General features: G+C 64.1%; 17 protein-coding genes. 11 read left to right on the forward strand and 6 right to left on the reverse strand.

The genetic code is table 11. From position 1 onward, the window contains the following. Positions 1-278 precede the first annotated feature (278 nt). The 4 genes from JY451_06580 to JY451_06595 all read left to right on the forward strand — a co-directional run bounded on the left by JY451_06580 (position 279) and on the right by JY451_06595 (position 2,887). Positions 279-1,061, forward strand: a complete 783-nt coding sequence (locus JY451_06580; protein ID QZH76206.1) for a hypothetical protein — start codon at positions 279-281, stop codon at positions 1,059-1,061. A gap of 140 nt (positions 1,062-1,201) precedes the next feature. Then, positions 1,202-1,924: an acetoacetyl-CoA reductase gene (phbB, locus tag JY451_06585; protein QZH76207.1), complete on the forward strand. Its 723-nt coding sequence runs from the start codon at positions 1,202-1,204 to the stop codon at positions 1,922-1,924. A gap of 400 nt (positions 1,925-2,324) precedes the next feature. Beyond that, positions 2,325-2,645 carry a hypothetical protein gene (locus JY451_06590; protein ID QZH76208.1) on the forward strand — a complete coding sequence of 107 codons (321 nt, stop codon included), beginning with the start codon at positions 2,325-2,327 and terminating at the stop codon, positions 2,643-2,645. Next, positions 2,642-2,887 (forward strand): ribbon-helix-helix domain-containing protein, encoded by a 246-nt coding sequence (locus JY451_06595; GenBank protein QZH76209.1) that lies wholly within the window; start codon positions 2,642-2,644, stop codon positions 2,885-2,887. Before JY451_06590 ends, JY451_06595 begins: the two co-directional genes overlap by 4 nt. Here JY451_06595 and JY451_06600 read toward each other — a convergent pair. Then, on the reverse strand, positions 2,881-3,120 hold the full coding sequence (locus tag JY451_06600) for a hypothetical protein (GenBank protein QZH76210.1): 240 nt from the start codon (positions 3,118-3,120) through the stop codon (positions 2,881-2,883). The two genes, JY451_06595 and JY451_06600, sit on opposite strands and share 7 nt — an antisense overlap. A gap of 130 nt (positions 3,121-3,250) precedes the next feature. Here JY451_06600 and galU point away from each other — a divergent pair, with 130 nt between their 5' ends. Further along, complete coding sequence (galU, locus tag JY451_06605) at positions 3,251-4,126, forward strand: UTP--glucose-1-phosphate uridylyltransferase GalU (GenBank protein QZH76211.1); 876 nt, start codon at positions 3,251-3,253, stop codon at positions 4,124-4,126. 67 nt (positions 4,127-4,193) lie between these two features. On the opposite strand, the gene JY451_06610 is transcribed toward galU, so the two are convergent. The 3 genes from JY451_06610 to JY451_06620 all read right to left on the reverse strand — a co-directional run bounded on the left by JY451_06610 (position 4,194) and on the right by JY451_06620 (position 8,383). After that, positions 4,194-4,823: a M23 family metallopeptidase gene (locus JY451_06610; GenBank protein ID QZH76614.1), complete on the reverse strand. Its 630-nt coding sequence runs from the start codon at positions 4,821-4,823 to the stop codon at positions 4,194-4,196. A gap of 429 nt (positions 4,824-5,252) precedes the next feature. Next, positions 5,253-5,726, reverse strand: coding sequence for a peroxiredoxin (locus JY451_06615; protein QZH76212.1), 474 nt, complete (start codon positions 5,724-5,726; stop codon positions 5,253-5,255). Then, on the reverse strand, positions 5,726-8,383 hold the full coding sequence (locus tag JY451_06620; protein QZH76213.1) for a glutamine-synthetase adenylyltransferase: 2,658 nt from the start codon (positions 8,381-8,383) through the stop codon (positions 5,726-5,728). The genes JY451_06615 and JY451_06620 overlap by 1 nt, the downstream gene beginning before the upstream one ends. Before the next feature lie 108 nt (positions 8,384-8,491). On the opposite strand from JY451_06620, the gene JY451_06625 reads away from it, so the two are divergent. Then, a complete protein-coding gene (locus tag JY451_06625; protein QZH76214.1) occupies positions 8,492-10,132 on the forward strand; it encodes a M28 family peptidase in 1,641 nt (546 codons plus the stop codon). Positions 10,133-10,136: 4 nt separating this feature from the next. Beyond that, entirely contained in the window at positions 10,137-11,123 is a 987-nt protein-coding gene (locus JY451_06630; GenBank protein ID QZH76215.1) for an agmatine deiminase family protein, read from the forward strand. A gap of 168 nt (positions 11,124-11,291) precedes the next feature. On the opposite strand, the gene thrS is transcribed toward JY451_06630, so the two are convergent. Further along, positions 11,292-13,319 (reverse strand): threonine--tRNA ligase, encoded by a 2,028-nt coding sequence (thrS, locus tag JY451_06635; GenBank protein ID QZH76216.1) that lies wholly within the window; start codon positions 13,317-13,319, stop codon positions 11,292-11,294. 304 nt (positions 13,320-13,623) lie between these two features. On the opposite strand from thrS, the gene JY451_06640 reads away from it, so the two are divergent. The 4 genes from JY451_06640 to JY451_06655 all read left to right on the forward strand — a co-directional run bounded on the left by JY451_06640 (position 13,624) and on the right by JY451_06655 (position 21,517). Beyond that, positions 13,624-14,370: an alpha/beta hydrolase gene (locus JY451_06640; protein QZH76217.1), complete on the forward strand. Its 747-nt coding sequence runs from the start codon at positions 13,624-13,626 to the stop codon at positions 14,368-14,370. Continuing rightward, entirely contained in the window at positions 14,370-15,374 is a 1,005-nt protein-coding gene (locus JY451_06645) for an LLM class flavin-dependent oxidoreductase (GenBank protein QZH76218.1), read from the forward strand. Before JY451_06640 ends, JY451_06645 begins: the two co-directional genes overlap by 1 nt. A gap of 113 nt (positions 15,375-15,487) precedes the next feature. Further along, positions 15,488-20,257 carry an NAD-glutamate dehydrogenase gene (locus tag JY451_06650; GenBank protein QZH76219.1) on the forward strand — a complete coding sequence of 1,590 codons (4,770 nt, stop codon included), beginning with the start codon at positions 15,488-15,490 and terminating at the stop codon, positions 20,255-20,257. A 36-nt stretch (positions 20,258-20,293) separates the two neighbouring features. Then, on the forward strand, positions 20,294-21,517 hold the full coding sequence (locus tag JY451_06655; protein QZH76220.1) for an oxidoreductase: 1,224 nt from the start codon (positions 20,294-20,296) through the stop codon (positions 21,515-21,517). Here JY451_06655 and queG read toward each other — a convergent pair. After that, the gene (gene queG, locus JY451_06660; GenBank protein ID QZH76221.1) at positions 21,501-22,553 is read right to left on the reverse strand and encodes a tRNA epoxyqueuosine(34) reductase QueG; all 1,053 of its coding nucleotides are present in this window, start codon (positions 22,551-22,553) and stop codon (positions 21,501-21,503) included. The two genes, JY451_06655 and queG, sit on opposite strands and share 17 nt — an antisense overlap. Between the last annotated feature and the right edge of the window lie 41 nt (positions 22,554-22,594).

Raw genomic sequence — 22,594 nt, forward strand, 5'->3', positions numbered from 1 at the left:
GCGAAGCGGCATCAAGGGGCACAAATGCGCGTGCAAGTGGTGAACCCGTGCTTAATGCGGGGGTGCTGGCAACGTGGCAGTGAATTGGCACGATAGCGCTCAAAATTTGTGCCTAGCCTGCAACAGTCTGACAAAAGCAGCATTATCCGCTTGTGAACGGTAGCAAAAGCAGGAACCAGCAGGTAACGAACGAGTCTGGATGGTGTGCGGGGTGATTCTTTTCATTCATCCGCCCATTAATCCGGGGTGCACCGCGCAGGGAGTAAACAGGCAGGGTCATGGGCAAGATTCGCAACAGTGCAGCACGTAAGGTGGCGTTCGCAGCGTCTGCCGCGATGCTGGCCGTCGCGCTGCCCAGCTCGGTTTTTGCCGTGGGCATGCTCAGCGATAGCGGTGCGCTCGGCGCAGGTAGCCAGTTCGCTTTCACGCCCGCTTCGGCGGATCCCGATATTGCCGAGATGATCGCCCAGAGCAGTGGCGGCCAGACGCGAATGATGCGCTTTACGCCCGCCGGTGCCGCTTCGTCCGGCGCGGAACGGTCGGTGACCGTCGCCGTGCGCGTCGATCAGGAAATGGCGCAGGCGCTGGCCGCATCGACTTCGATCGCTTCGGGCCGCGATACTGGCCTTGTCAGCGGACTGCGGCTTGCGCCTACACGTTACAATCTCGGCATTGCCCGCGGCTACGGCAGCTTTGCCAATACCTCGCTTGCCGCTGCCCCGCGCAGTGCGGCAGCAAGTGCGCCCGCGCTGTCCCGTTCGCTGTCGGAGGCAAACATCCCCGATCTCGCTACGTTCGAGCCGCGCTCGCGCGCGCAGCAGGACGATAGCCGCTTTGCCGCTCGCGTCGAACTGGATCGCAGCCCGCCGGTCGCCGCGCGCGATGCTCGCGAATCGCTGGGCGACCAGATGCTCGATGTTGGCGGCAGCTACAGCCTGACGCGCAATCTCGATATTACCGCCGGTGTCCGCTACGAACAGGACCGCGACATCGTGCCGCTGCCCGATGTTGACCAGCAGGACAGCCAGGCGGTTTACGTCGGCACCCAGTTCCGATTCTGATCCTTACGCCCGGAGAAATGGGCTTTGGAATTGGTATGCAGAACCCCGCTTCGGCGGGGTTTTTCTTTGCGCCGCTCCCTGCCCCTGCGTAAGGTTTGCCACGAGGTCGGCAAGCGACCGGACATGAGGGAGTGCGAAGCATGGGTAAGGTAGCAGTCGTCACCGGGGGAACGCGCGGCATCGGGCGGGCGGTTTGCGAAGCACTCCAGCGCGATGGCTTCACCGTCGTCGCCAGCTACGCCGGGAACGACGAAGCCGCGCGCAAGTTCACCGCCGACACCGGGATCGCTACCTACAAGTTCGACGTGGGCGACCATGAGGCAACGCTGGCCGCCTGCGCCAGAATCACCGAGGAAGTCGGCCCAATCGAAGTCGTGGTCAACAACGCCGGGATCACCCGCGACGGTACGCTGATGCGGATGAGCTACCAGGACTGGGACGACGTGATGCGCACCAATCTGGGCGGCTGCTTCAACATGGCCAAGGCCGCGTTCGAAGGCATGAAAGACCGCAAGTGGGGTCGGATCATCAACATCGGCTCGATCAACGGGCAGGCCGGGCAATACGGGCAGGTGAACTATGCCGCCGCCAAGTCCGGCATCCACGGCTTCACCAAGGCGCTGGCACAGGAAGGCGCGCGCTACGGCATCACCGTGAACGCAATCGCGCCGGGCTATATCGACACCGACATGGTCGCTGCGGTGCCGGAAAACGTGCTGGAAAAGATCGTCGCCAAAATTCCCGTCGGCCGACTCGGCCAGGCAAGCGAAATCGCCCGCGGGGTAAGTTTCCTGGCATCCGAGGAAGGTGCATTCATCACCGGATCAACGCTCTCGATCAACGGCGGCCAGCATATGTATTGAGGACTTGGGTGATGGCCGAAGCCATCATTGCTACCTTCAACTGCGAGTGGCGCGATCCACAGTCGCGCGATGGGCAGCTAATCGCGGAGCGCTTGCGTCTAGCGGGGCCGGAGATCGTGTGTCTGACGGAAGCACAGACCGGATACTTTTCCAGTGCCGGCCACGTACTGGAATCCTGGGCCAATCTGTCACCACCAGTCCGCCGACGTGTCCTGCTATGGAGTGCACAACCTTGGGGCGCCTTGCAGGGTAGCGAATGGCTGTGCCAATCGGGATTTGCGGCCGGGCGGACGGTAACATCTCTCGGAATGACGACAGTGGTTGGGGTTTGCATTCCCTATCGCTTCTCTGGGCGGCGTAGCTCTCCGCCAACCGGCTATGGGCCAATCACCAGCGCTATTTGGAGGAGCTGGGCTGTTTTCTGGAAAACATGAAGGACCGAGTGATCGTGTTGGGGGACTTCAACCAACGGATTCCGCCCAAATGGCAAAAGCGCGAAATGTGGGAATTGCTCGACCATAATGTGCTCAAGCGCTTCCCGGCAGCAACACAGGGTTTGCATGGTCCCGATGGTAAGCAGACCATTGATCACATATGCTTGTCACGCGATTTACAGAAGCAGGAATGCGGAGTCCTATCTAACTTGCGCTTGAACGACGGGAACGTAAGCGATCACTTTGGCGTGACTTGTTCGGTAGTCAGTGGTGATGTCGGCTTGTGACCACACCCTACCACCCCCCGGTCAAACGCTCGGTCGAGATCGCCGGGCACAAGACCTCGATCAGCCTCGAACCGCTTTTCTGGGAAATGCTGCAAGCCGTAGCAGAACGGGAAGGGTTGCCGCTCAACGCCGTGGTGGCGCAAATCGATGCCGAGCGAATCGAGGCCGGGAATGCACCCGGCCTCGCGACGGCGGTCAGGCTGTGGCTCGTTGCCGATCTGCGGCGGCAGGTGCCTCAGTAGTTTGCAGGCGGATCGCTGGCGGGGAAGCTTTCGTCGCTGGCTTCGTCGATGCTATCCCATGTGTCCCGTTTCCCTGTGGCGGTAGCGCCCGGTCCGGCATCGCGGACTTGCGCAAAGTTGCTCCCTCCGGCCTGCCCGGCGGCGAAGGCTTCGTTCTTCTCTGACTGGTTCTTTTCATAATAGCGGTACCCGGCATAGCCGATGGCCCCGAGAGCGGCGAGTTTGATAAGCATATGAAATTCCTTTCGATGCCAAGACAACGCACTGCGCCCTCGATGGTTCACGCCAGCTTGCCCCGACACGTGAATCTGCCGCGAAACAATGGCGGTTGACCGTGTCGCTGCCATTGTCCACCAATAGCGCATGAGCAGCCGCAAACCCATCCGCAAAGCCGTATTCCCCGTTGCCGGACTCGGCACCCGTTTCCTTCCCGCCACCAAGGCGATCCCGAAGGAGCTGCTGCCGATCGTCGACAAGCCGCTGATCCAGTATGCGGTGGACGAGGCTCGCGAGGCGGGGATCGAGCAGATGATCTTCGTCACCGGACGCGGCAAGACCGCCATCGTCGAGCATTTCGATGTCGCCTACGAACTCGAAACGACGATGAGAGAGCGCGGCAAGGATCTCGGGGTGCTCGATTCGAGCCGGTTTACGCCCGGAGACATCATTACCGTGCGCCAGCAGGTGCCCCTCGGCCTTGGCCATGCGATTTGGTGTGCGCGGGCAATCGTGGGAGACGAGCCCTTCGCGATCCTGCTGCCGGACGAGATGATGGTCGGTGAGCCGGGCTGCATGGCGCAGATGGTGGAGGCCTATAACGAGGTCGGAGGCAATCTGATTTCGGTACTAGAAGTTCCGCACGAGGAAGTTTCGAGTTACGGCGTGATCGATCCGGGTGCCAGCTCGGGCGCACTTACCGAAGTGCTGGGGCTGGTGGAGAAGCCGCCGGTGGATCAGGCCCCGTCCAACAAGATCATTTCGGGCCGCTACATCCTCCAGCCCGAAGTAATGCGGACGCTGGAAAACCAGGGCAAGGGTGCGGGCGGGGAAATCCAGCTAACCGATGCGATGGCGCGAATGATCGGGCAGCAGCCGTTCCATGCGGTCACATTCGCCGGGCGGCGCTTCGATTGCGGCAGCAAGCTCGGCTATGTCGAAGCGACGCTGGCACTGGCGCTGGAACGCAAAGATATGGGCGCCCAGGTGCGGGCGATGGCTGAGCGGCTGCTGGCGAAATAAGCCGCCGAAACGAAAAAGGCGGGCATCGCGGCCCGCCTCATTCAAAGCACGACCAGTTGACGAAGATTTATTCTTCCGGACCGCCGCGCGCCGCGTAACCGGCATCGGTCGAATCGATCTGAGCGACCATATAGGGAATCGGGTTCACTGCTTCATTCGCCACGCGCACTTCGTAATGCAGATGTGGACCGGTGGAGCGACCAGTCGAACCGACATAACCGATCAGGTCGCCGGAGCGCACCTGCTCACCAGAGCTGACGGTGTAGCTGGAAAGATGGGCGTAGCGGGTTTCCATCTCCGCGCCGTGCCCGATCTGAACGTAGTTGCCGTAGCTGCTATACCATTGCGCCATTTCGACAATACCGTCTGCCGTCGCGTAAACCGGAGTGCCGTGCGGAGCGGCGAGATCGACGCCGTTGTGGCGAGCGCGGCGGTTGAGAATCGGGTGATTGCGCATCCCGAAGCCGCTGGTCAGCGTTACGCCGTCCACCGGCATCCGCGACGGAACGGAAACAGCAATGCGCGGAGCAGCGTGGATCTCTCCCGTTGCGGTAACGCGACCGCCGTTTTCGAGGCTTTCCCACGAAGCGAACAATTCGCTGAACTCTGCATCGACACCGCCGGAGACGGCGGATGTGGCCTCGATAGCGCCGGTGGGAGTAGTTTCATCGGCCAAGGCCGGGGTGGCAAAAAACATCGCGCTGGCAGCGAGAATAGTGGTGATCTTCAACAAGGTGCGATCCCTTTTTTCTTCGTTGTCAGGCGCTTGCACGCCCAATTCTGATCCCCGCAGATGCCCGTGGGCGGAAGCGGAAAGGTGTTTTTTTGAGATGGTCGGAACCCCCCGCCGTCTCGTTGATTGTGGGTATGCGGGAAAAAGTTAACTAGGCAACAGCAGCGTCGGGATCGCGCGACGGGTTGCCTGCAAGACACGGCGAGTCGTTTACAATCGCCGTTTTCGACTGCGCGCAATCGATTCAATCGCAACAAAAACCGGACATTTCCGGGCAGTCCGCCATTTCTATCGCGTCGCGCCGAAGGTTCGCGCAATTCGCCCGGCCAATTTCGCTGGCCGACAAATTCCCCGTCAACTGAGTCTTTGCGCCAGACCGCCAGGTGCGAATCGTCAGAGCGCCTTTGCTGCCGCCAGCACTTCCTCGGCGTGACCTTTGACCTTCACCTTGCGCCAGACCTGCGCAATCCGGCCTTCGGCATCGACCAGGTAGGTGGTGCGTTCCATGCCCATATAGGTCCGACCGTACATGCTCTTTTCGACCCAGATGCCCAGCGCATCGGCAATCCCGTCGCTTTCCGCGTCCGATGCGAGCGGGACGGCAAGGCCATGCTTGGCGATGAACTTTTCGTGCTTCTTCGGCGGGTCCTTGCTCACCCCAAGCAAAGCGAGGCCTGCTGCATCGAACTCTGCCTTGAGTGCGGTGAAGTCCTTGTTTTCGGTGGTGCAACCGGGCGTGTCGTCCTTCGGGTAGAAGAACATCACCAGCGGCTTCCCGCGAAAATCGGACGGCTTCACGGTCTTTCCGTCGGGCAGGGTCATCGCCACATCGGGCATCAGTTCGCCGGTGTCAGTCTGCTTGGTCATCACTCGATCTCCAGTCTCTCGCCGAAATGCCGCTGCCATTGCGCCGCAATTCCTTGCCGCGCTGTCAGCAGCGATTGCAACAGGTCCGAATAGTCAGGGTGCCCGCAGGCCAGGGCCAGCACCGGCTTGGCTGCGTCGCTTGGTTCACTGCCATCGGGCGCGAACAGCCGCGCAGCGACGAGAAAGCGGGTGAGTGTTAGATGATTGTCGGCGTGTTCGCGCGAAAGCAATCCTGCATCCGCAAGCCCGCCGATCGCTACTTCCAACGCTGGAGCGAGCCCCTTGCCTTCGCGCAATTGCAGGTAATGGACGAGGAATTCCGAATCCATCAGCCCCCCGCGCAGCAATTTGACATCGAGCGGGCCCTGCGGCGGCTTGGCCGCCAGCACTTCGCTGCGCATTGTCAGCACGTCGGCGCGCAGCGTGTCCGGATCGCGTGGCGTTTGCAGCACCCCCTCGACAATTGCGGCAAGCTGCGCCTTCGCCGCCGCAGAACCATAAAGCGGGCGCGCGCGGGCGAGCGCCATGTGTTCCCAGGTCCAGGCATCCACGCGCTGGTATTGTTCGAATGCCGTGAAACTTACCGCCAGCGGCCCCTGTTTGCCCTGTGGGCGCAGCCGTGTGTCGATCTCGTAGAGCGCGCCCTCGGCGGTAGGCACGCTCAGCGCCGCAGTAACGCGGGTGGCGAGGCGATTGTAATAGAGCGTGGAGGATAGCGGTCGCCGCCCGTCCGATTCCTCGCCGATCTCGCCGGTAAACAGGAACACCACGTCGAGATCGGAAGCATGGGTCAGCGCCCCGCCGCCCAGCCGCCCCAGCCCCAGCACCACCAGTTCGCTGCCCGCGATCACGCCGTGAGTGGCGCGAAATTCGTCGGTGGCGGCGACGGCCCCGGTGGCCACTGCCGCTTCGGCCACCCGGCACAGCCCCTCGGCAATGGCGAGCGGATCGTGGCGGCAATCGATCATCTGCACGCCAAGCGCGAATCGCTCCTCCCCCACCACTTGCCGCAACCGGTCGAGCCGCGCTTCGTAATCGCCCGCCTCGCTCGCGCCCATCCGCTCGGCCAGCGAAGCGACATCGCCGGGCAATTCGCCCCCGCTGGCATCGAACAGCACGTCGAGCAGTTCGGGCCGGAGCGCCAGTGCATCGGCGAGCGGCTGGGCGAGCGTGAGGATGCGCAGTACCCGTTCGAGCAGGCCGGGGCGCTCCTCGAACAGCCGAAACAGGTTGATCGCGGTGGGCAGCCGCGAGAGGAAGGTCTCCCACCGCGCCAGCGCTCGCTCCGGCTCAGGCGCATCGGCCAAGGCCTGCAACAGTTCGCCTTGCATCGCCGCGAAGGCCGCTCTCGCTTCCGATGATCGGAGCGCGCGGATGGTGCCGCGCCAATGCTCCACCCGCTCATCGAACTTGCTCTGGAAATCGGCGGGCACGTTGACCGAAACCGGTGCGCTGTCATGCTCACCCAGCAGGTCGCTGTAGCGCGCTGCCACTGCGCCGCAGACTTCGGTCAGTTCTGCCAGCAGAGCTGCGCCATCGGCCAACCCGTCGAGCTGCGCGACATTGTCGATCATTTCGGCGCTGGCGGGAATGGCATGGGTCTGCCGGTCATCGACCATTTGCAGCCGGTGTTCGATGGCGCGCAGCCGGTCGTAGCTTTCGCCAAGCACGCGCGCATCCTCGCTACCGATCACGCCCGCCCCTGCCAGCGCATCGAGCGCCGCACGGGTGCCCCGGCAGCGTAGCACCGGATTGCGCCCGCCGTAGATGAGTTGCTGGGTCTGGGCGTAGAATTCGATCTCGCGAATCCCTCCGCGACCCTTCTTGACATCGAACCCCGGCCCCGGCTGGAGCGGACCCTTGTAGGCCGAGCGAATCCGCGCGGTGAGGCGGCGGATCTCCTCGATGGCAGTGAAATCGAGGCTCTTGCGCCAGACGAACGGGCGAATGTCGGCGAGGAAGCGTTCGCCCGCCGCAATGTCCCCCGCTGCTGCGCGCGCACGGATATAGGCGGCGCGTTCCCACGCCAGCGCCGAGCTTTCGTAATGCGCGATCGCTCCGTTCACCGGGATTGCCAGCGGGCTGACCTCGCTCGCCGGGCGCAGGCGCAAGTCGACGCGCAGGACATAGCCTTCGCCGCTGGGTTGCGAGAGCAGTTCGACCACGTGGCGGGCATAGCGCTGGGCCGCCTCGCCCGGCTCGTCCCGCTCGCGCTTTGCGATCAGATCGGGATCGTAGAGCAGGATCGGATCGATGTCGGAGGAGTAATTGAGTTCGCAGGCGCCCTGCTTGCCCAGCGCCAGTGCGAAGAATCCGCTGGTATCGCCGTCGGGCACGCGGCGCTGCACCGCCGCCAGCATGGCGGTATCGAGCGCGCGGTCGGCAAAGCTGCTCAAATCGGCCATCACCTGCGTCAGCGGGAATACCCCCGCCAGATCGCCCACGGCAAGCACCAGCGCCAGCGACAGGCGTTCGCGGCGCAAGGCCTCGCCGGTGTCGGCGATATCTGCGCCGCTTGCCTTGGCCAAGGCGAGCGCTTCGTCGCCTCGCCCCTGCGTCAGCAGCTCGACCAGTTCGGGCCGCCGCTCCAGCGCCAGCCGCAGGAACGGCGAATGCGCCCGCGCGCGATCGATTGCCCACTGCCAGTCCGGTACCATGCCGAAGCCTCTGCCCGCACCGGGCGCAGCGGGCAAGCGCGGCTTGTCCTATCGGCATTGCAATGCCACATGGCGACAACGTCGATATCGCGCTCCGAGAGGCCCTCCATGATCCGCATCCTTGCCCCCGCAGCCATGCTCGCGCTCGCTGCTTGCACCACTGCTTCTGCGCCGCAAGGCCGGCAAGTGTCGCTGGAAACCATGCAGGATGTCACCCGCACGCTGTCTTCCAATGCTTTCGAAGGCCGCCAGCCGGGCACGCCGGGGGGTGAGCGGACGGTCGCTTATCTGGTCGAGCAATTTGCCGCCGCTGGCCTGCAGCCCGGCAACAATGGCAGCTGGGTTCAGGACGTTCCGCTGGTCGAAATCACCGGCAGCAATTTCACCCCGCTCACCATCGGCAATCAGCAGTTCGCGCACGGCAGCGAATGGGTCGGGGTCAGCTATCCGCAGGTGGCGCGCACTGAGATAAGCGACAGTGAACTGGTGTTCGTCGGCTACGGCATCAATGCCCCCGAACGCGGCTGGAACGATTACGCGGGCCTCGACATGCAGGGGAAGACCGCGCTCATCCTGGTAAACGATGCCGACTATGCCAGCGAGGGGCTTGAAGGCCCGTTCAACGGCCGGGCGATGACCTATTACGGGCGCTGGAGCTACAAGTACGAGGAAGCCGCGCGGCAGGGCGCGACGGCGGCGATCATCATTCACGAGGATTTCCCCGCCAGCTACGGATGGAACGTGGTGCAGGACGGCTGGACCGGCGCGCAGGCCTATGCCGATACGGGTGGGGGCGGGGCCAATGCGACCGCGATGAACGGCTGGATGACGCGCGCTGCGGCGGAGCGGGTGGTGGCAGCATCGGGGCATGATCTGGGCGAATTGATCGCCGCATCCAGCCGCCCCGGCTTCCGCGCCGTGCCGCTGGAGCAGGAAGTCTCCGCGAGCTTCGACAACACGATCCGCCGCTATGCGTCGCAGAACGTGATCGGCATTCTGCCCGGCAGCGAGCGGCCCGACGAAGTCGTACTGCACACCGCCCACTGGGATCACCTCGGCATCTGCGGCGACCCCGACGATGCGGACCGGATCTGTAACGGCGCGGTGGACAATGCCACCGGCACCGCCGCGCTGGTGGCGCTGGCAGAGGCGCACGTCGCCGCCGGGCCGACCGCGCGCTCGCAGGTGTTCCTTGCGGTAACGGCGGAGGAAAGCGGGCTGCTCGGTTCGGAGTATTACGGTGCCAATCCGGTCTATCCGCTCGATCGTACTGTGGGCGGCGTGAACATCGATGCGCTCTACGTGCTCGGTGAAGCGCGCGACGTGACGGTGATCGGCGGCGGCAAGAGCGAGCTCGATACCTATCTCGCCGCCGCGCTGGCGGCACAGGGCCGCGTGGCCACGCCCGACGCGGTGCCACAGGCAGGGCGCTATTACCGCTCCGATCATTTCAGCTTGGCCAAGCGCGGGGTGCCGATGTTCTATGTCAAGTCGGGCGAGACGCTGGTCGAGGGCGGTTTCGCCGCAGGGCAGGCCGCCTATCAGGATTACAACACCAATCGCTACCACGCGCCGGGTGACGAATACGACGAGAGCTGGGACTGGGCAGGAGTGATGCAGGACCTCGACCTCTACCTGCGCCTCGCCCGCGCGCTGGGCAATTCGGACGACTGGCCGAACTGGAATGCAGGCGACGAATTCCGCGCCATTCGTGATGCCAGTTGCGCGGCTGAAGCGGCGGGATGCTGAACCGATGACACTTATGATGCCCGCCGAGTGGGCCCGGCAGGACTGGATCTGGATCGGCTTTCCCGCCCATGCCGAGCTCTGGGAAGAAGACCTCGAACCCGCGCAGGCACAGATGACTGCCTTTGCCAATGCGGTCGCGGAGACCGGGCAGGCGGTGCGGCTGGTGGTGCGCGACGGGGTGGCAGAGGCGCAGGCGCGGCGGCTGGTTTCGGCGGCGGTGTCTATCGAGCAGCACCCCTATGGCGACATCTGGATCCGCGACACCGGGCCGCTGGTGCTGCCACAGGCGGATGGCAGTCGCCGCGCGCAGGGGTTCGGATTCAATGGCTGGGGCGGGAAGTATTTGCTTGAGGGCGACCTCGAGCTTGGTCCTTCGCTCGCCGCAGCGGGCGGCATGGCCTATTCCCGCGCCGACTGGATTCTCGAAGGCGGGGCGATCGAGACCGATGGCACCGGGCTGGTTGTCACCACCGAACAGTGCCTGCTCCATCCCAACCGCAATCCGCAACTCACCCGCGAACAGATCTGGGCGAATCTCCAGCGCGATCTGGGGTTCACCCGTGTGCTCTGGCTGGGCGACGGGCTGGCGGGCGACCATACCGACGGGCATGTCGACAACCTCGCGCGGATGGTCGCACCGGGTGTGATCGCGATCCCGCTGGCGAGCGGGTCGGACGATCCCAACGCCGCGGTCTTTGCCGATGCCCGCGCCCGCGCGCAGGCTTTCGGGCTGGAGGTGCGCGACGTGCCCTCGCCCGGCTGGTTCGGCGATGACGACGAGGCGGAACCCGCCAGCTACATGAACTGGGCGGTGTGCAATGACGTTGTGGTGGTGCCGACCTATGGCTCTCCGCATGATTCCGATGCGGTGGCGGCGATCGGTGCGCTGTTTCCGGATCGGGCCGCCGTGGGCCTGCGCGCCGATGCGGTGCTGACCGGCGGCGGAAGCTTCCACTGCGCCAGCCAGCATGTGCCAAGCGTGACAGACTAGCGAATTAATGATTCGTTAGGGATTTGGGCGCACATTCTGCCGATGGCCCGTGCAATCGCCCTGACCCGCTCCGTAACTGCCTCGACGCAGGAATATGCGCGCATTGCGATCACCAGCTTCTGCGCCTTCGCGCTGATCGCGGCGGGCAATTTCCTCCCGCTCTAGACACTAATCCCGCAAATCGGGCGGCGTTGCCGCATCGCGCAGCAGCGCGATCGCCTCGTCCAGCGGCATCACCCGCTGTTCCTGCTCGCCCAGTGTGCGCAGCGCGATGGTGCCTTCCTCGGCTTCGCGCTTGCCGAGCACCAGCAGGTATGGGACCTTGGCCAGCGAGTGTTCGCGCACCTTGTAGTTGATCTTCTCGTTCCTGAGGTCGCTTTCGACGCGGATGCCCGCTGCCGCCAGCCTGGCAACCGCTTCGTGCGCATAGTCGTCGGCATCCGAAACGATGGTCGCCACCACGGCTTGTACCGGGGCGAGCCAGACGGGCAGGCGGCCCGCGAAATGTTCGATCAGGATGCCGATGAACCGCTCGTACGAACCGAAAATCGCACGGTGGAGCATCACCGGGCGGTGCTTTTCGCCATCCTCGCCGACATAGACCGCGTCGAGCCGTTCGGGCAGCACCCGGTCGCCCTGGATCGTGCCGACCTGCCAGGTCCGGCCGATGGCGTCGGTGAGATGCCATTCGAGTTTGGGGGCGTAGAACGCGCCTTCGCCGGGCAGTTCTTCCCAGCCGTAATCGTCGTTCGCCATGCCCGCTTCGGCCACCGCGTCGCGCAGTTCCTGTTCGGCCTTGTCCCAGTCCGCGTCCGAACCGAACCGCGCATCGGGCCGCAGCGCCAGCTTGACGTGGTAGGAGAAGCCGAAGTCCTTGTAGACGCTGTCCGCCAGCGCGCAGAAGTCGCGCACCTCGTCCACCACCTGCGCCTCCGTGCAGAAGATATGCGCGTCGTCCTGCGTGAACTGGCGCACGCGCATCAGCCCGTGGAGCGCGCCGTGCGGTTCGTTGCGGTGGCAGCAGCCCATTTCGCCCAGCCGGATCGGCAGGTCGCGGTACGAAGTGATGCCCTGCTTGAACACCAGCACGTGCGCCGGGCAGTTCATCGGCTTGATCGCCAGCCACGCGGCGTCGTCGGCCACCTTGGGTGACGCCGCACCGCTTTCCTCGTCCACTTCGGGCACCATGTCGGGCACGGCGAACATGTTCTGCGCATATTTGCCCCAGTGGCCCGACTGGGTCCACTGGCGCACGTCCATTAATTGCGGGGTCTTGATCTCGCGGTAGCCCGCGCCGTCCATCTTGCGGCGCATATAGGCTTCGAGTTCACGCCAGATGCGATAGCCCTTGGGGTGCCAGAATACCGATCCGTGGGCCTCTTCCTGCAAGTGGAACAGGTCCATCTCGCGCCCCAGCTTGCGGTGATCGCGCTTGGCGGCTTCTTCCAGCCGGGTCAGGTGCGCGGTAAGCTGCTTCTTGTTGAGCCAGCCGGTGCCGTAGATGCGCGTCAACTGGGCATTGTTCTGGTCGCCGCGCCAGTAAGCGCCGGCCACCCGCATCAGCTTGAAGGCATCGGGATCGAGCTTGCCGGTGGAGGGCAGGTGCGGGCCGCGGCACATGTCCAGCCACGCACCATCGCTGCCCGGTTCGCCGGACCAGTAGACGGTCAGCTCCTCATCGAAGGGCAAGCCCTCGGCCCATTCGGCTTTGAAGCTCTCGCCTTCTTGCGTCCATTTCTGGATCAGCTGCTCGCGGCTCCACACCTGCCGCACCAGCGGCTTGTCGGCGCGGATGATCTGGCGCATCATTTCCTCGATCTGCGGCAGGTCGTCGACGCCAAAGGGATCGCGGTTGTCGGGCGCTTTCACGTCGTAATAGAAGCCGTCGTCGGTCGCCGGGCCGAAGGTGATCTGTGTGCCAGGCCACAGCGCCTGCACCGCTTCGGCGAGAACATGCGCGTAATCATGGCGGACAAGTTCGAGCGCATCGGCCTCGTCGCGCGCGGTGATCAGCGCCAATTCGCTGTCGCCATCGAATGGGCGGTGGAGATCGCGGACTTCGCCGTTCACGCGGGCAGCGAGCGCGGCCTTGGCCAGCCCTGGCCCGATCGCCATGGCGACATCGGCAGGCGTGCTGCCGGGCGCCATTTCGCGCAGGGAACCATCGGGCAGGCTGATCTTGAGCAGTTCGGTCATGGCATCATCACTTCGTCACGTTTGCGCGCGCCATGGCACAAGCCTGCGCGTGCTTGAAGAGCGACGTTGCTGTTCTAACCGGTTTCGAGGGGACGCCGCACCACCCGAAACCGGGTGGCGACGTTCGTGCTTAACCAACGACCGACCGCCCCCGGTTGCCCGAAGTGGTAGTAATCGTGGTGGTAGTCACACGGTTGTCCATGCGGGCGACATAAGGAGCAAATGCTGAAATGTCACTAACTCTAAGCGAGATGTCGGCTCAGATTTGGCTTGCGACCCGGCTTGCAAGGCCCATGTTTCACAGATGAGCACAACGCAATTCTACCAAATGCCTGACGGTAGGAAATTGGCCTTCGAACACGTTCCGTATTTCAACGCGGCTTTCGTGTTTCTGCCTGGCTACATGTCGGACAAGACCGGCACGAAAGCGCAGGCTGTTGCCTTGGATTGCGAGGTTTTGCTCTACGAATACCTGGCCATCGACTATACCGGCTGTGGTGAAAGCGATGGTAGCTTCGCAGACGGCACCTTGAGCCGTTGGCGTGATGAAGTTCTTGAGGTGATTAGCGCGAAGATCGAATGCGAGAAGATCGTCTTGATCGGCTCGTCGATGGGTGGCTGGCTGATGCTTCTCGTTGGTATGGCGCTAGGTGATCGACTGGCTGGAATGATCGGAGTTGCCGCTGCCCCCGATTTCTCGGACTGGGGATATTCCGAAGACCAGAAGGCCAAGTTGCGAGCCGGCGAAACGATCTACGAGGAAAATCCCTACGGACCCGAACCCACGCCCACCTACAGCAAGTTTTGGCGAGATGCAGAAACACACAAGCTGTTGGATTCGACAATACCCCTGACCTGCCCGGTCCGGCTGCTACACGGCTCGAATGATACTGAGGTTCCACCAGAGATTTCATGGCGATTGGCGAAGGCGCTGGCGAGCGAGGACGTGACAGTCACGATTGTAGAGGGTGGCGATCATCGGCTTTCGCGCGAGGAGGACATTCACTTGCTAATGAAAGCCGTCGACGACTTTCAAAGGGTCCTATTCTAATGACCGATTTTTCCGTTCTCGATCTCGTTCCGGTACGCGAAGGCAGCGGGATATCCGAAGCGATCCGCGATGCGGGCAGGCTCGCTCAGGTGGCCGAGGAAGCGGGCTACAAGCGCTTCTGGGTCGCTGAACACCACGCCAGCCTCGGCATCGCGGGCGGGCCGACGGCCGTGGTGCTGTCGCATATCGGCCACGTTACCAGCACCATCCGCATCGGTTCGGGCGGAATCATGCTGCCCAATCACAATCCCTTCGTAATTGCCGAGCAGTTCGGCGCGCTCGAGGCGCTGTTTCCGGGGCGAGTCGATCTGGGGCTGGGCCGCGCGCCCGGGTCGGCGCCGATCATCGGCCAGGCGCTGCGCAAGGACCTGCACCGCGCGGCGGAGTATTTCCCGCAGGACGTGGTCGAACTGCGGGCACTGCTGACCGGCGATCTCGACCTGCCGATCACCGCCACGCCGGGCATGGGGGCGAATGTTGAACTGTGGATGCTCGGCTCGAGCCTGTTCGGCGCGCAGCTCGCCGCGCGACTGGGCCTGCCCTATGCTTTCGCCAGCCACTTCGCCCCGCGCCATCTGGACGAGGCGCTGGCCGTCTATCGCAGCGAATTCCGCCCCTCGGCTGCGCTGGAAAGGCCGCACGTAATGGCAGCGATGGGCGTGCTCTGCGCACAGACCGATGCCGAGGCGCAGTATCTCGCCAGCAGCCAGGACCAGGCCTTCGTGGCGCTGCGCAGTGGCGATCCGGGCAAGCTGCCGCCGCCGGTGCGCGATTACCGCGAGAGCTTGCCGCCGCAGTCGCGGATGATGCTCGAAGGCATGGATGAGGCCCGGGCGGTCGGTTCGCCCGAAACGGTGCGGCGGAAGATCGAGGCTTTCGTGCGGCGGACGCAGGCCGAAGAGATTATCTTCGCCGGAGCAACGCATGATCCCGAAGCGCGGATGCACTCGTTGCGGCTGACTATGGAGGCCTTGGCCCACTACCCTCAAACAAGTTTCTCTTGAAACATTTTTCTCGCATCAGGGGTATCCCGGCGATAGAGGCGGGCCAAATCTTAGGCTAGAGCCGTAAACCTAATGTCCGGAGTCGAAGGCCGGGCGAGCAGGAGAGACAGAGCATGGCGAGCAACACCGGCAAGAGTGATGCGTCACCCGATCTCACCAAGGCGGAGCGCGGATTTGCTGAGGTTCTCGCCACCCGCATCAGCGGTTCGATCCTGCCCGGCGAAACTCCGCTCCAGGGCGCACGGCTGGAAGCCGCTGCTGCCTTCGTGATCGAAGCCGCGCGGCATCGCGAAGACGGCAAGCCCGCGATCCTCGTGCGCTCGGCTGCCGAGGGGCGGCGCTTCATGCGCATTGCCGTCATCAACAAGGACATGCCCTTCCTCGTCGATTCCATCGGTGCGGCGCTGGCTGCGCGCGGGCTGGCGATCGACGTCCTGGTCCATCCGGTCCTCCCCATCCGCCGCAATGACGGCGCGCTTAGCGAACTTCCCGAAGGCGATGGTACGGGCGAGAAGAAGGAAAGCTGGGTCTATCTCGAAACTCCGCGCGTCGAGGCGAAGGAACGCCGGGCGCTGGAAAAAGAGTTGGAAGCGGCCATGCTCGATGTTCGCGCGGCCGTGGCCGACTGGCCGCAGATGCGCGCCACGATGGAAGAGGACGCCGACCGCATTCCCGACGCAGAGGGGGCGGCATTGCTACGCTGGTTCTCCGGCGGAATGTTGACGCAGCTCGGCCACGTTACCCGGCGGCGCGAGGGCAAGGAAAGCGACAGGCTCGGCATCTGCCGCCGCTCCACGCCCGATTTGCTATCGGACGAAGCCTATGAACGCGCCTTCGCCTGGTTCGACGGCGAGAACGGAAAACCGGGGTCCAAGAAGCCAGGGAGGGCGCCGCTGATCGTCAAGGCCAACCGGTTGAGCAAGGTGCACCGCAGGGTGCCGCTCGATCTGTTCGTGGTGCCGCTGGTGGAAAAGGGCCGGGTTGAAGCCCTGTCGGTCCACGCGGGAGTCTGGACCAGCGCCGCATTGGTCGCCGCGCCCGACTCGGTGCCGGTGCTCCGCCAGCACCTGAAGTCGATGACCCAGCAGCTCGGGATCGAGACCGGAAGTCATGATTACAAGGCGCTGGTCCACGCACTCACCGTGTTGCCGCACGATCTGGTGATCGGCTTCTCGGACGAGGATATCACCTGCGTCGCTACGGCGATGATGAGCCTGGGTGATCGACCACGTCCGCGCGCCACGCTGGTTACCGCGCCGCTGGGCCGCCATCTGTTCGGTTTCGTCTGGCTGCCGAGGGATCTGCTCTCGACCACGGTTCGCGAACAGATCCAGGCGCTGCTGGAACGCGAGACCGGCGCGGTGACGCTCGACTGGAGCCTCACCGTCGAAGGTGGCAACCTTGCGCTGCTGCGCTACGTCATGGATTTTCGCGGTACCGAGCAGGAGCCGGATAATGCCGCCATCGATGCTGCCTTGCAGGACATGCTGCGCGGCTGGGGCGATGCTGTGGAAGAAGCGCTGGCGCAGACGCTGGCGCCAGGTGGCGAAGCCGGGCGTGCCGCCGCGCTTGCCGCGCGTTTCGCCGCCAGCTTCCCGCTGTTCTATCGCACCACCTATGGTGCCAGCGAAGCGGCGGCGGACATCCTGCGACTGCGTCAGCTTTCCACCCAATCAGAGAACGGCGGACTGGGCCGCGATGCGCGGCTCTATGCCTCGGCCAGCGACGGTGAAAATCGCCTGCGGCTGCGGGTTTACCAGCAGCACGGCTCACTGCCGTTGTCCGACGCCGTGCCTGCGCTTGAGAACTTCGGCTTCCGCGTGCTGTCTGAAGTGCCGAGCGAACTGAGCGGCGAAGACAGCGGCACCATCCACGATTTCCTGCTCGGCCTGCCCGCGGGGATGGAGCCTGCAGCACTGATTGCCCGAAACGAAGTGATTGAGCACGCGATCCGCTGCGTGCTCAATGGCAAGGCGGAGGACGACGTGTTCAACCGTCTGGTTATTTCCGCCGCGCTGGATGCGCAGGAAGTCGACTGGCTGCGTGCCTTCTACCGCTACCTGCGCCAGTCCAATATCGCATTCACCATCTACACCGTTGTCGATGCATTGGCCGGAGCCGCGAAGGTGACGCGCGGGTTGATCGACCTGCTGCGCACACTGCACGATCCCGCGTTCAAGGGCGACCGCGCGAAAGCGGCGGAAAAGGTCGAAGCCGATATTCGCGCGGGCCTTGCCGAAGTGGTGGCGATCAATGACGACCGGTTGCTGCGCCGTTACTGGGACAGCTTGCGCGCGGTTCTGCGCACCAATGCCTTCGCCCCCGCCGCGAGGGATGCGCTGGCGTTCAAGTTCGACAGCACGCTGGTGCCCGGCCTGCCCAAGCCGGTGCCGTGGCGCGAGATCTTCGTCTATTCGCGCCGGGTGGAAGGCATCCACCTGCGCGCCGGGCCGGTGGCGCGCGGCGGCCTGCGATGGTCCGACCGGCGCGACGATTACCGCACCGAAGTGCTCGGGCTGATGAAGGCGCAGAAGGTCAAGAACGCGGTGATCGTGCCGACCGGCGCGAAGGGCGGGTTCTATCCCAAGCAACTGCCCAATCCGGCGCTGGATCGCGATGCCTGGGCTGCCGAGGGCAAGGAAAGCTACAAGCTGTTCATCCGCACACTGCTGTCGATCACCGACAATATCGTCGATGACAAGGTGGTGCATCCCGAAGGCGTAGTGATCCACGACGGGGAAGATCCCTATTTCGTGGTCGCGGCGGACAAGGGCACGGCGACGTTCTCGGACACCGCCAATGCGATCGCGCTCGAACGCGATTTCTGGCTCGGCGATGCTTTCGCCAGCGGGGGCTCGAACGGCTACGACCACAAGGCGATGGGCATTACCGCGCGCGGGGCCTGGCTATCGGTGCAGCGCCATTTCAGCGAAATGGGCGTGAATGTTCAAGCAGATCCGGTGCGGGTGGCGGGTTGCGGCGATATGTCGGGGGACGTGTTCGGCAACGGAATGCTGCTCAGCCAGTCGATCAAGCTCGTCGCGGCTTTCGATCATCGGCATATTTTCATCGATCCCGATCCCGATCCTGCGGCCAGCTGGAAGGAACGCGAGCGGCTGTTCGGGCTCGACCGTTCCAGCTGGGCGGACTACTCGGAAAAGCTGATTTCCAAAGGCGGCGGCATCTACCCGCGCTCGCTCAAGCGGATCGAGCTTACCCCGCAGGCGCTCGAAGCATTGGGCATTCCTGAGACTGCGCTGAAAGACGGTGCGCTCGATCCCGAAAGCCTGATCCACCTGATCCTGCAAAGCCCGGTCGATCTGATCTGGTTCGGCGGCATCGGCACCTACATCAAGGCGAGCCACCAGAGCCATCTCGACGTCGGCGATCCGGCGAACGACGGCTTGCGCGTTGACGCGCAGGATGTGCGCGCGAAAGTGATCGGTGAAGGTGCAAACCTTGGCGTCACTCAGGCCGGGCGGATCGAATTCGCGCTGGGCGGGGGACGGGTAAACACTGATTTCATCGACAATTCGGCAGGCGTCGACTGCTCGGATAACGAGGTCAACATCAAGATCGCGCTGGCCGCCGCGCGCCGGGCCGGGAAACTTTCCGAAGAACGCCGCAACGCGATTCTTAGCGACATGACCGAGGAAGTTGCCGAACTGGTGCTGGAGGACAACCGCCTGCAGGCGCTTGCGCTATCCATTGCCGAGCGCGGCGGCAGCCGAGCGGTCGGCGCGCAGGCGCGGCTGATCGAAGTGCTCGAAGAACAGGGCGGCATGGATCGCTCCAATGAAGGGTTAGCCAACAGCGAAGGCCTCACGCGGCGCGCCGGTGAAGGGCGCGGGCTCACCCGGCCCGAACTCGCCGTGCTGCTCTCGCATTCCAAGCTGGTGCTGCAGGATGCCATCGAAGGGAGCGCGCTGGCGGGCGACGCGGCGGCGGACCCGCTGGTGCTTGGGGATTTCCCCCCGCAGATGCAGAAGCAGTTCACCAGGCAGGTGCTCGATCACCGGCTGCGCAATGAAATCGTCGGCACGGTTGTGGCGAACCGGATCGTCAACCGGATGGGCATGGTCCACCCGTTCGAGCTTGCCGAAGAAGAAGGCGCAAGCCTTGCCGCCGTCGGCTCGGCTTTCGTGTCCGCCACCGCGTTGCTGGACATGCAAGCAGTGTGGCAGATGCTCGACACTGCCGCCATGCCCGAAAATGCGCGACTGATGATGTTCGATCAAGCGGCAATGGCGTTGCGCGGACATATGGCGGACGCACTCCGGGCTGGGGGTGGGGCGCAATCGCCGTCACAGCTTGCTGACGAGATCGGTCCGATGGTGAGCGAACTGGTCGACAAGGCGGAAAGCCTGCTCGGCGTGGAAGCGCGCGCCCATATCGACGGGATTGCTGCGCGCATGGTCGAAGCGGGCGCGACTGAGGAGCAGGCGCAGGCGGTGGCGCGGCTGTTCGCGGTCGATGGCGCGATCGGGCTTGCCAAGTTGGCCAAAGATACCGGCGGCGAGCCGGTGGCACTCGCCAACGCCTTCATCGAACTGGGCGCGCTGTTGGGCATCGACTGGGCGCAGTCGCGCGCGGCCGTGATGAACCCGGCGGACCCGTGGGAGCGACTGCTGGTGGCGGGCCTCGCGCGCGATTTCCAGCAGATGCGGCTCGATTTCCTGCGCGGACTTGCGGGCGGGCCAAAGGGTCAATCTGGCAAGGCGGCGGGCGATCCTGAAACGCTGGTGTCCGGCTGGGCGGATCGCAACAATTCCGCAATTGTGCAGTTCCGGCGGATGATCGCGCGGGCACAGGCGGCCAGCCCCGTCGCACCGGCGATGCTGGCGCAGATCGCCAGCCAAGCGCGCAACGTGTTGCAGGGTTAGCTTGACGAGAGCACCTTTATTTCGCACCGCGCAGCCATGAGCACATTCGATGTCGTGATCGTGGGGACAGGGCATGGCGGCGCGCAGGCGGCCATTTCCTTGCGGCAGCATGGATTCGAAGGTTCTATCGCGATGATCGGGCGGGACCGCGTTCCCCCGTACGAACGCCCGCCGCTGTCGAAGGAGTACCTTGCCGGCGACAAACCGTTCGAGCGGCTGCTGATTCGCCCTGAAGCGTTCTGGGCGGACAAGGCGATCACGCTGATGCTCGGCGAATCAGTCACCAAGGTCGATCCCGAAGCGCACGAAGTGCTGCTCGGTTCCGGCAAGGCCGTTGGTTACGGACGGCTGATCTGGGCGGCCGGTGGTGATGCGCGGCGGCTGTCCTGCCCCGGCGCGCATCTCGATGGTGTCCACGCCGTGCGGGACAAGCGCGATGTCGACAATATGCTCGCCGATCTGGAACGTGGCGCGCGGCGCTTCGTGGTCATCGGCGGCGGCTTTATCGGGCTGGAGGCAGCGGCGGTGCTGCGCAAGCTGGGCTGCGAGGTCACGGTGGTCGAAGCGATGGACCGGGTGCTCAACCGGGTGGCGGGCGAAGAGCTATCGCGCTTCTACGAGGCCGAACACCGCGCACACGGTGTGGACCTGCGGCTCGGCGTCGGGGTCGAGCGGCTGACCGGCGAGAGTCGCGTCACCGGCGTGGTGCTGGCCGACGGCGAGGAACTGCCCTGCGACGGGGTAGTGGTCGGCATCGGCATCGTCCCCGCTGTCGGACCGCTGATCGCTGCGGGAGCCGCCGGGGCCAACGGCGTCGATGTCAGCGAGATCTGTCACACCAGCCTCGACCAGGTCTATGCCATCGGCGATTGCGCCGCCCATGCCAACCCCTATGCCGATGGTGCGGTGATCCGCCTCGAAAGCGTGCAGAACGCCCACGACATGGCCGGTACGGTGGCCAAGGCGATCTGTGGCGATCCGCAGCCGTATCATGCGTTTCCGTGGTTCTGGTCCAACCAGTATGACCTGAAACTGCAAACGGCGGGGCTGAACATCGGCTACGATGCGGCGGTCTTGCGCGGCGACCCGGCGGAACGCAGCTTTTCGGTAGTCTACCTGAAGGAAGGGCGGGTGCTCGCGGTCGATGCCGTCAACCGGACCAAGGACTACGTGCAGGGCCGCAAGCTGGTGGAAGCGCGCGCGGTGGTCGATCCGGCTGACTTGGCTGATACCGAGAAGGCGCTCAAGGATTTGCGCTGAGCTGTTCGAACGCCCAGTGTGCTGCTTCGCTCACGACCTCATCAGGATCGTGGCGCAACGGCTGAACCTTCCTCAGTAGCCCCAAATTGCCGCTATTGCCCGCCGCGATCAGGCAATTGCGAATGAATCGGTTGCGGCCGATCCGTTTGATCGGGGAGCCGGAGAATTTGGCCCGGAATCCGGCATCATCCAGCGCCAGCAACTCCTCCAGCCTGGGCGCCAGCAGTTCCTCGCGCGGCACGAAAGCCGCATGGCGAGCAGCTGTATCGGCGAACTTGTTCCACGGGCATACTGCGAGGCAATCGTCGCAGCCGTAGATGCGATTGCCCATCGCCTTGCGGAATTCTTCCGGGATCGGTCCCTTGTGCTCGATGGTGAGGTACGAAATGCAGCGCCGCGCATCGAGTCGGTAAGGGGCGGGGAAAGCATCGGTGGGGCAAGCCGTCTGGCAGGCATTGCACGAGCCGCAGCGGTCCGTTCCCGGCGCATCTGGCACCAGCTCCAGCGTGGTGTAGATCGCGCCGAGGAACAGCCAGCTGCCGTGTTCCCGGCTCACGAGGTTGGTGTGCTTGCCCTGCCACCCCAGCCCTGCCGCCTCGCCGAGCGGCTTTTCCATCACCGGCGCGGTATCGACGAACACCTTGAGCTGTGTGCCCGGCACTTCCTCGCAAAGCCACCGCGCCAGTGCCTTGAGCGCCTTTTTCAGCACGTCGTGGTAATCACGTCCCTGCGCATAGACCGAGATCCGCGCCGCCTCGCTATCGCCCTCGAGCGCCAACGGATCGACTTGCGGTGCGTAACTCATGCCCAGCGCGATCACGCTCCTCGCTTCGGGCCACATGCTTTGCGGGCCTTGCCGGACTTCGGCGCGGTCCTCCATCCATGACATTTCGCCGTGATTTCCATCAGCCAGCCACTGGTGCAGTCGCTCACTCCGCACGGGATCGTCCTGCGCCGGAGTAATGCCCAGCGCCGCAAAGCCCAGCTCCTGCGCTTTGGCCCGCAGGCGGTGTTCAAGTGAAAAGGTATCGGGCATGGTAACCATAACGCGGGACTATCCCGTTCATTCATAGGCAT

This window comes from Erythrobacter sp., assembly GCA_019739335.1.
Lineage (GTDB): Bacteria > Pseudomonadota > Alphaproteobacteria > Sphingomonadales > Sphingomonadaceae > Alteraurantiacibacter.

Excerpts from the sequence above, each read along its gene's own strand:
- JY451_06615 (QZH76212.1), bottom strand. The coding sequence starts at position 5,726 with ATGACCAAGCAGACTGACACCGGCGAACTGATGCCCGATGTGGCGATG.
- JY451_06655 (QZH76220.1), top strand. The coding sequence starts at position 20,294 with ATGAGCACATTCGATGTCGTGATCGTGGGGACAGGGCATGGCGGCGCG.
- JY451_06640 (QZH76217.1), top strand. The coding sequence starts at position 13,624 with ATGAGCACAACGCAATTCTACCAAATGCCTGACGGTAGGAAATTGGCC.
- JY451_06600 (QZH76210.1), bottom strand. The coding sequence starts at position 3,120 with ATGCTTATCAAACTCGCCGCTCTCGGGGCCATCGGCTATGCCGGGTAC.
- JY451_06645 (QZH76218.1), top strand. The coding sequence starts at position 14,370 with ATGACCGATTTTTCCGTTCTCGATCTCGTTCCGGTACGCGAAGGCAGC.
- galU (QZH76211.1), top strand. The coding sequence starts at position 3,251 with ATGAGCAGCCGCAAACCCATCCGCAAAGCCGTATTCCCCGTTGCCGGA.
- JY451_06625 (QZH76214.1), top strand. The coding sequence starts at position 8,492 with ATGATCCGCATCCTTGCCCCCGCAGCCATGCTCGCGCTCGCTGCTTGC.
- JY451_06630 (QZH76215.1), top strand. The coding sequence starts at position 10,137 with ATGACACTTATGATGCCCGCCGAGTGGGCCCGGCAGGACTGGATCTGG.
- JY451_06610 (QZH76614.1), bottom strand. The coding sequence starts at position 4,823 with ATGTTTTTTGCCACCCCGGCCTTGGCCGATGAAACTACTCCCACCGGC.
- JY451_06580 (QZH76206.1), top strand. The coding sequence starts at position 279 with ATGGGCAAGATTCGCAACAGTGCAGCACGTAAGGTGGCGTTCGCAGCG.
- JY451_06650 (QZH76219.1), top strand. The coding sequence starts at position 15,488 with ATGGCGAGCAACACCGGCAAGAGTGATGCGTCACCCGATCTCACCAAG.
- JY451_06620 (QZH76213.1), bottom strand. The coding sequence starts at position 8,383 with ATGGTACCGGACTGGCAGTGGGCAATCGATCGCGCGCGGGCGCATTCG.
- phbB (QZH76207.1), top strand. The coding sequence starts at position 1,202 with ATGGGTAAGGTAGCAGTCGTCACCGGGGGAACGCGCGGCATCGGGCGG.
- thrS (QZH76216.1), bottom strand. The coding sequence starts at position 13,319 with ATGACCGAACTGCTCAAGATCAGCCTGCCCGATGGTTCCCTGCGCGAA.
- queG (QZH76221.1), bottom strand. The coding sequence starts at position 22,553 with ATGCCCGATACCTTTTCACTTGAACACCGCCTGCGGGCCAAAGCGCAG.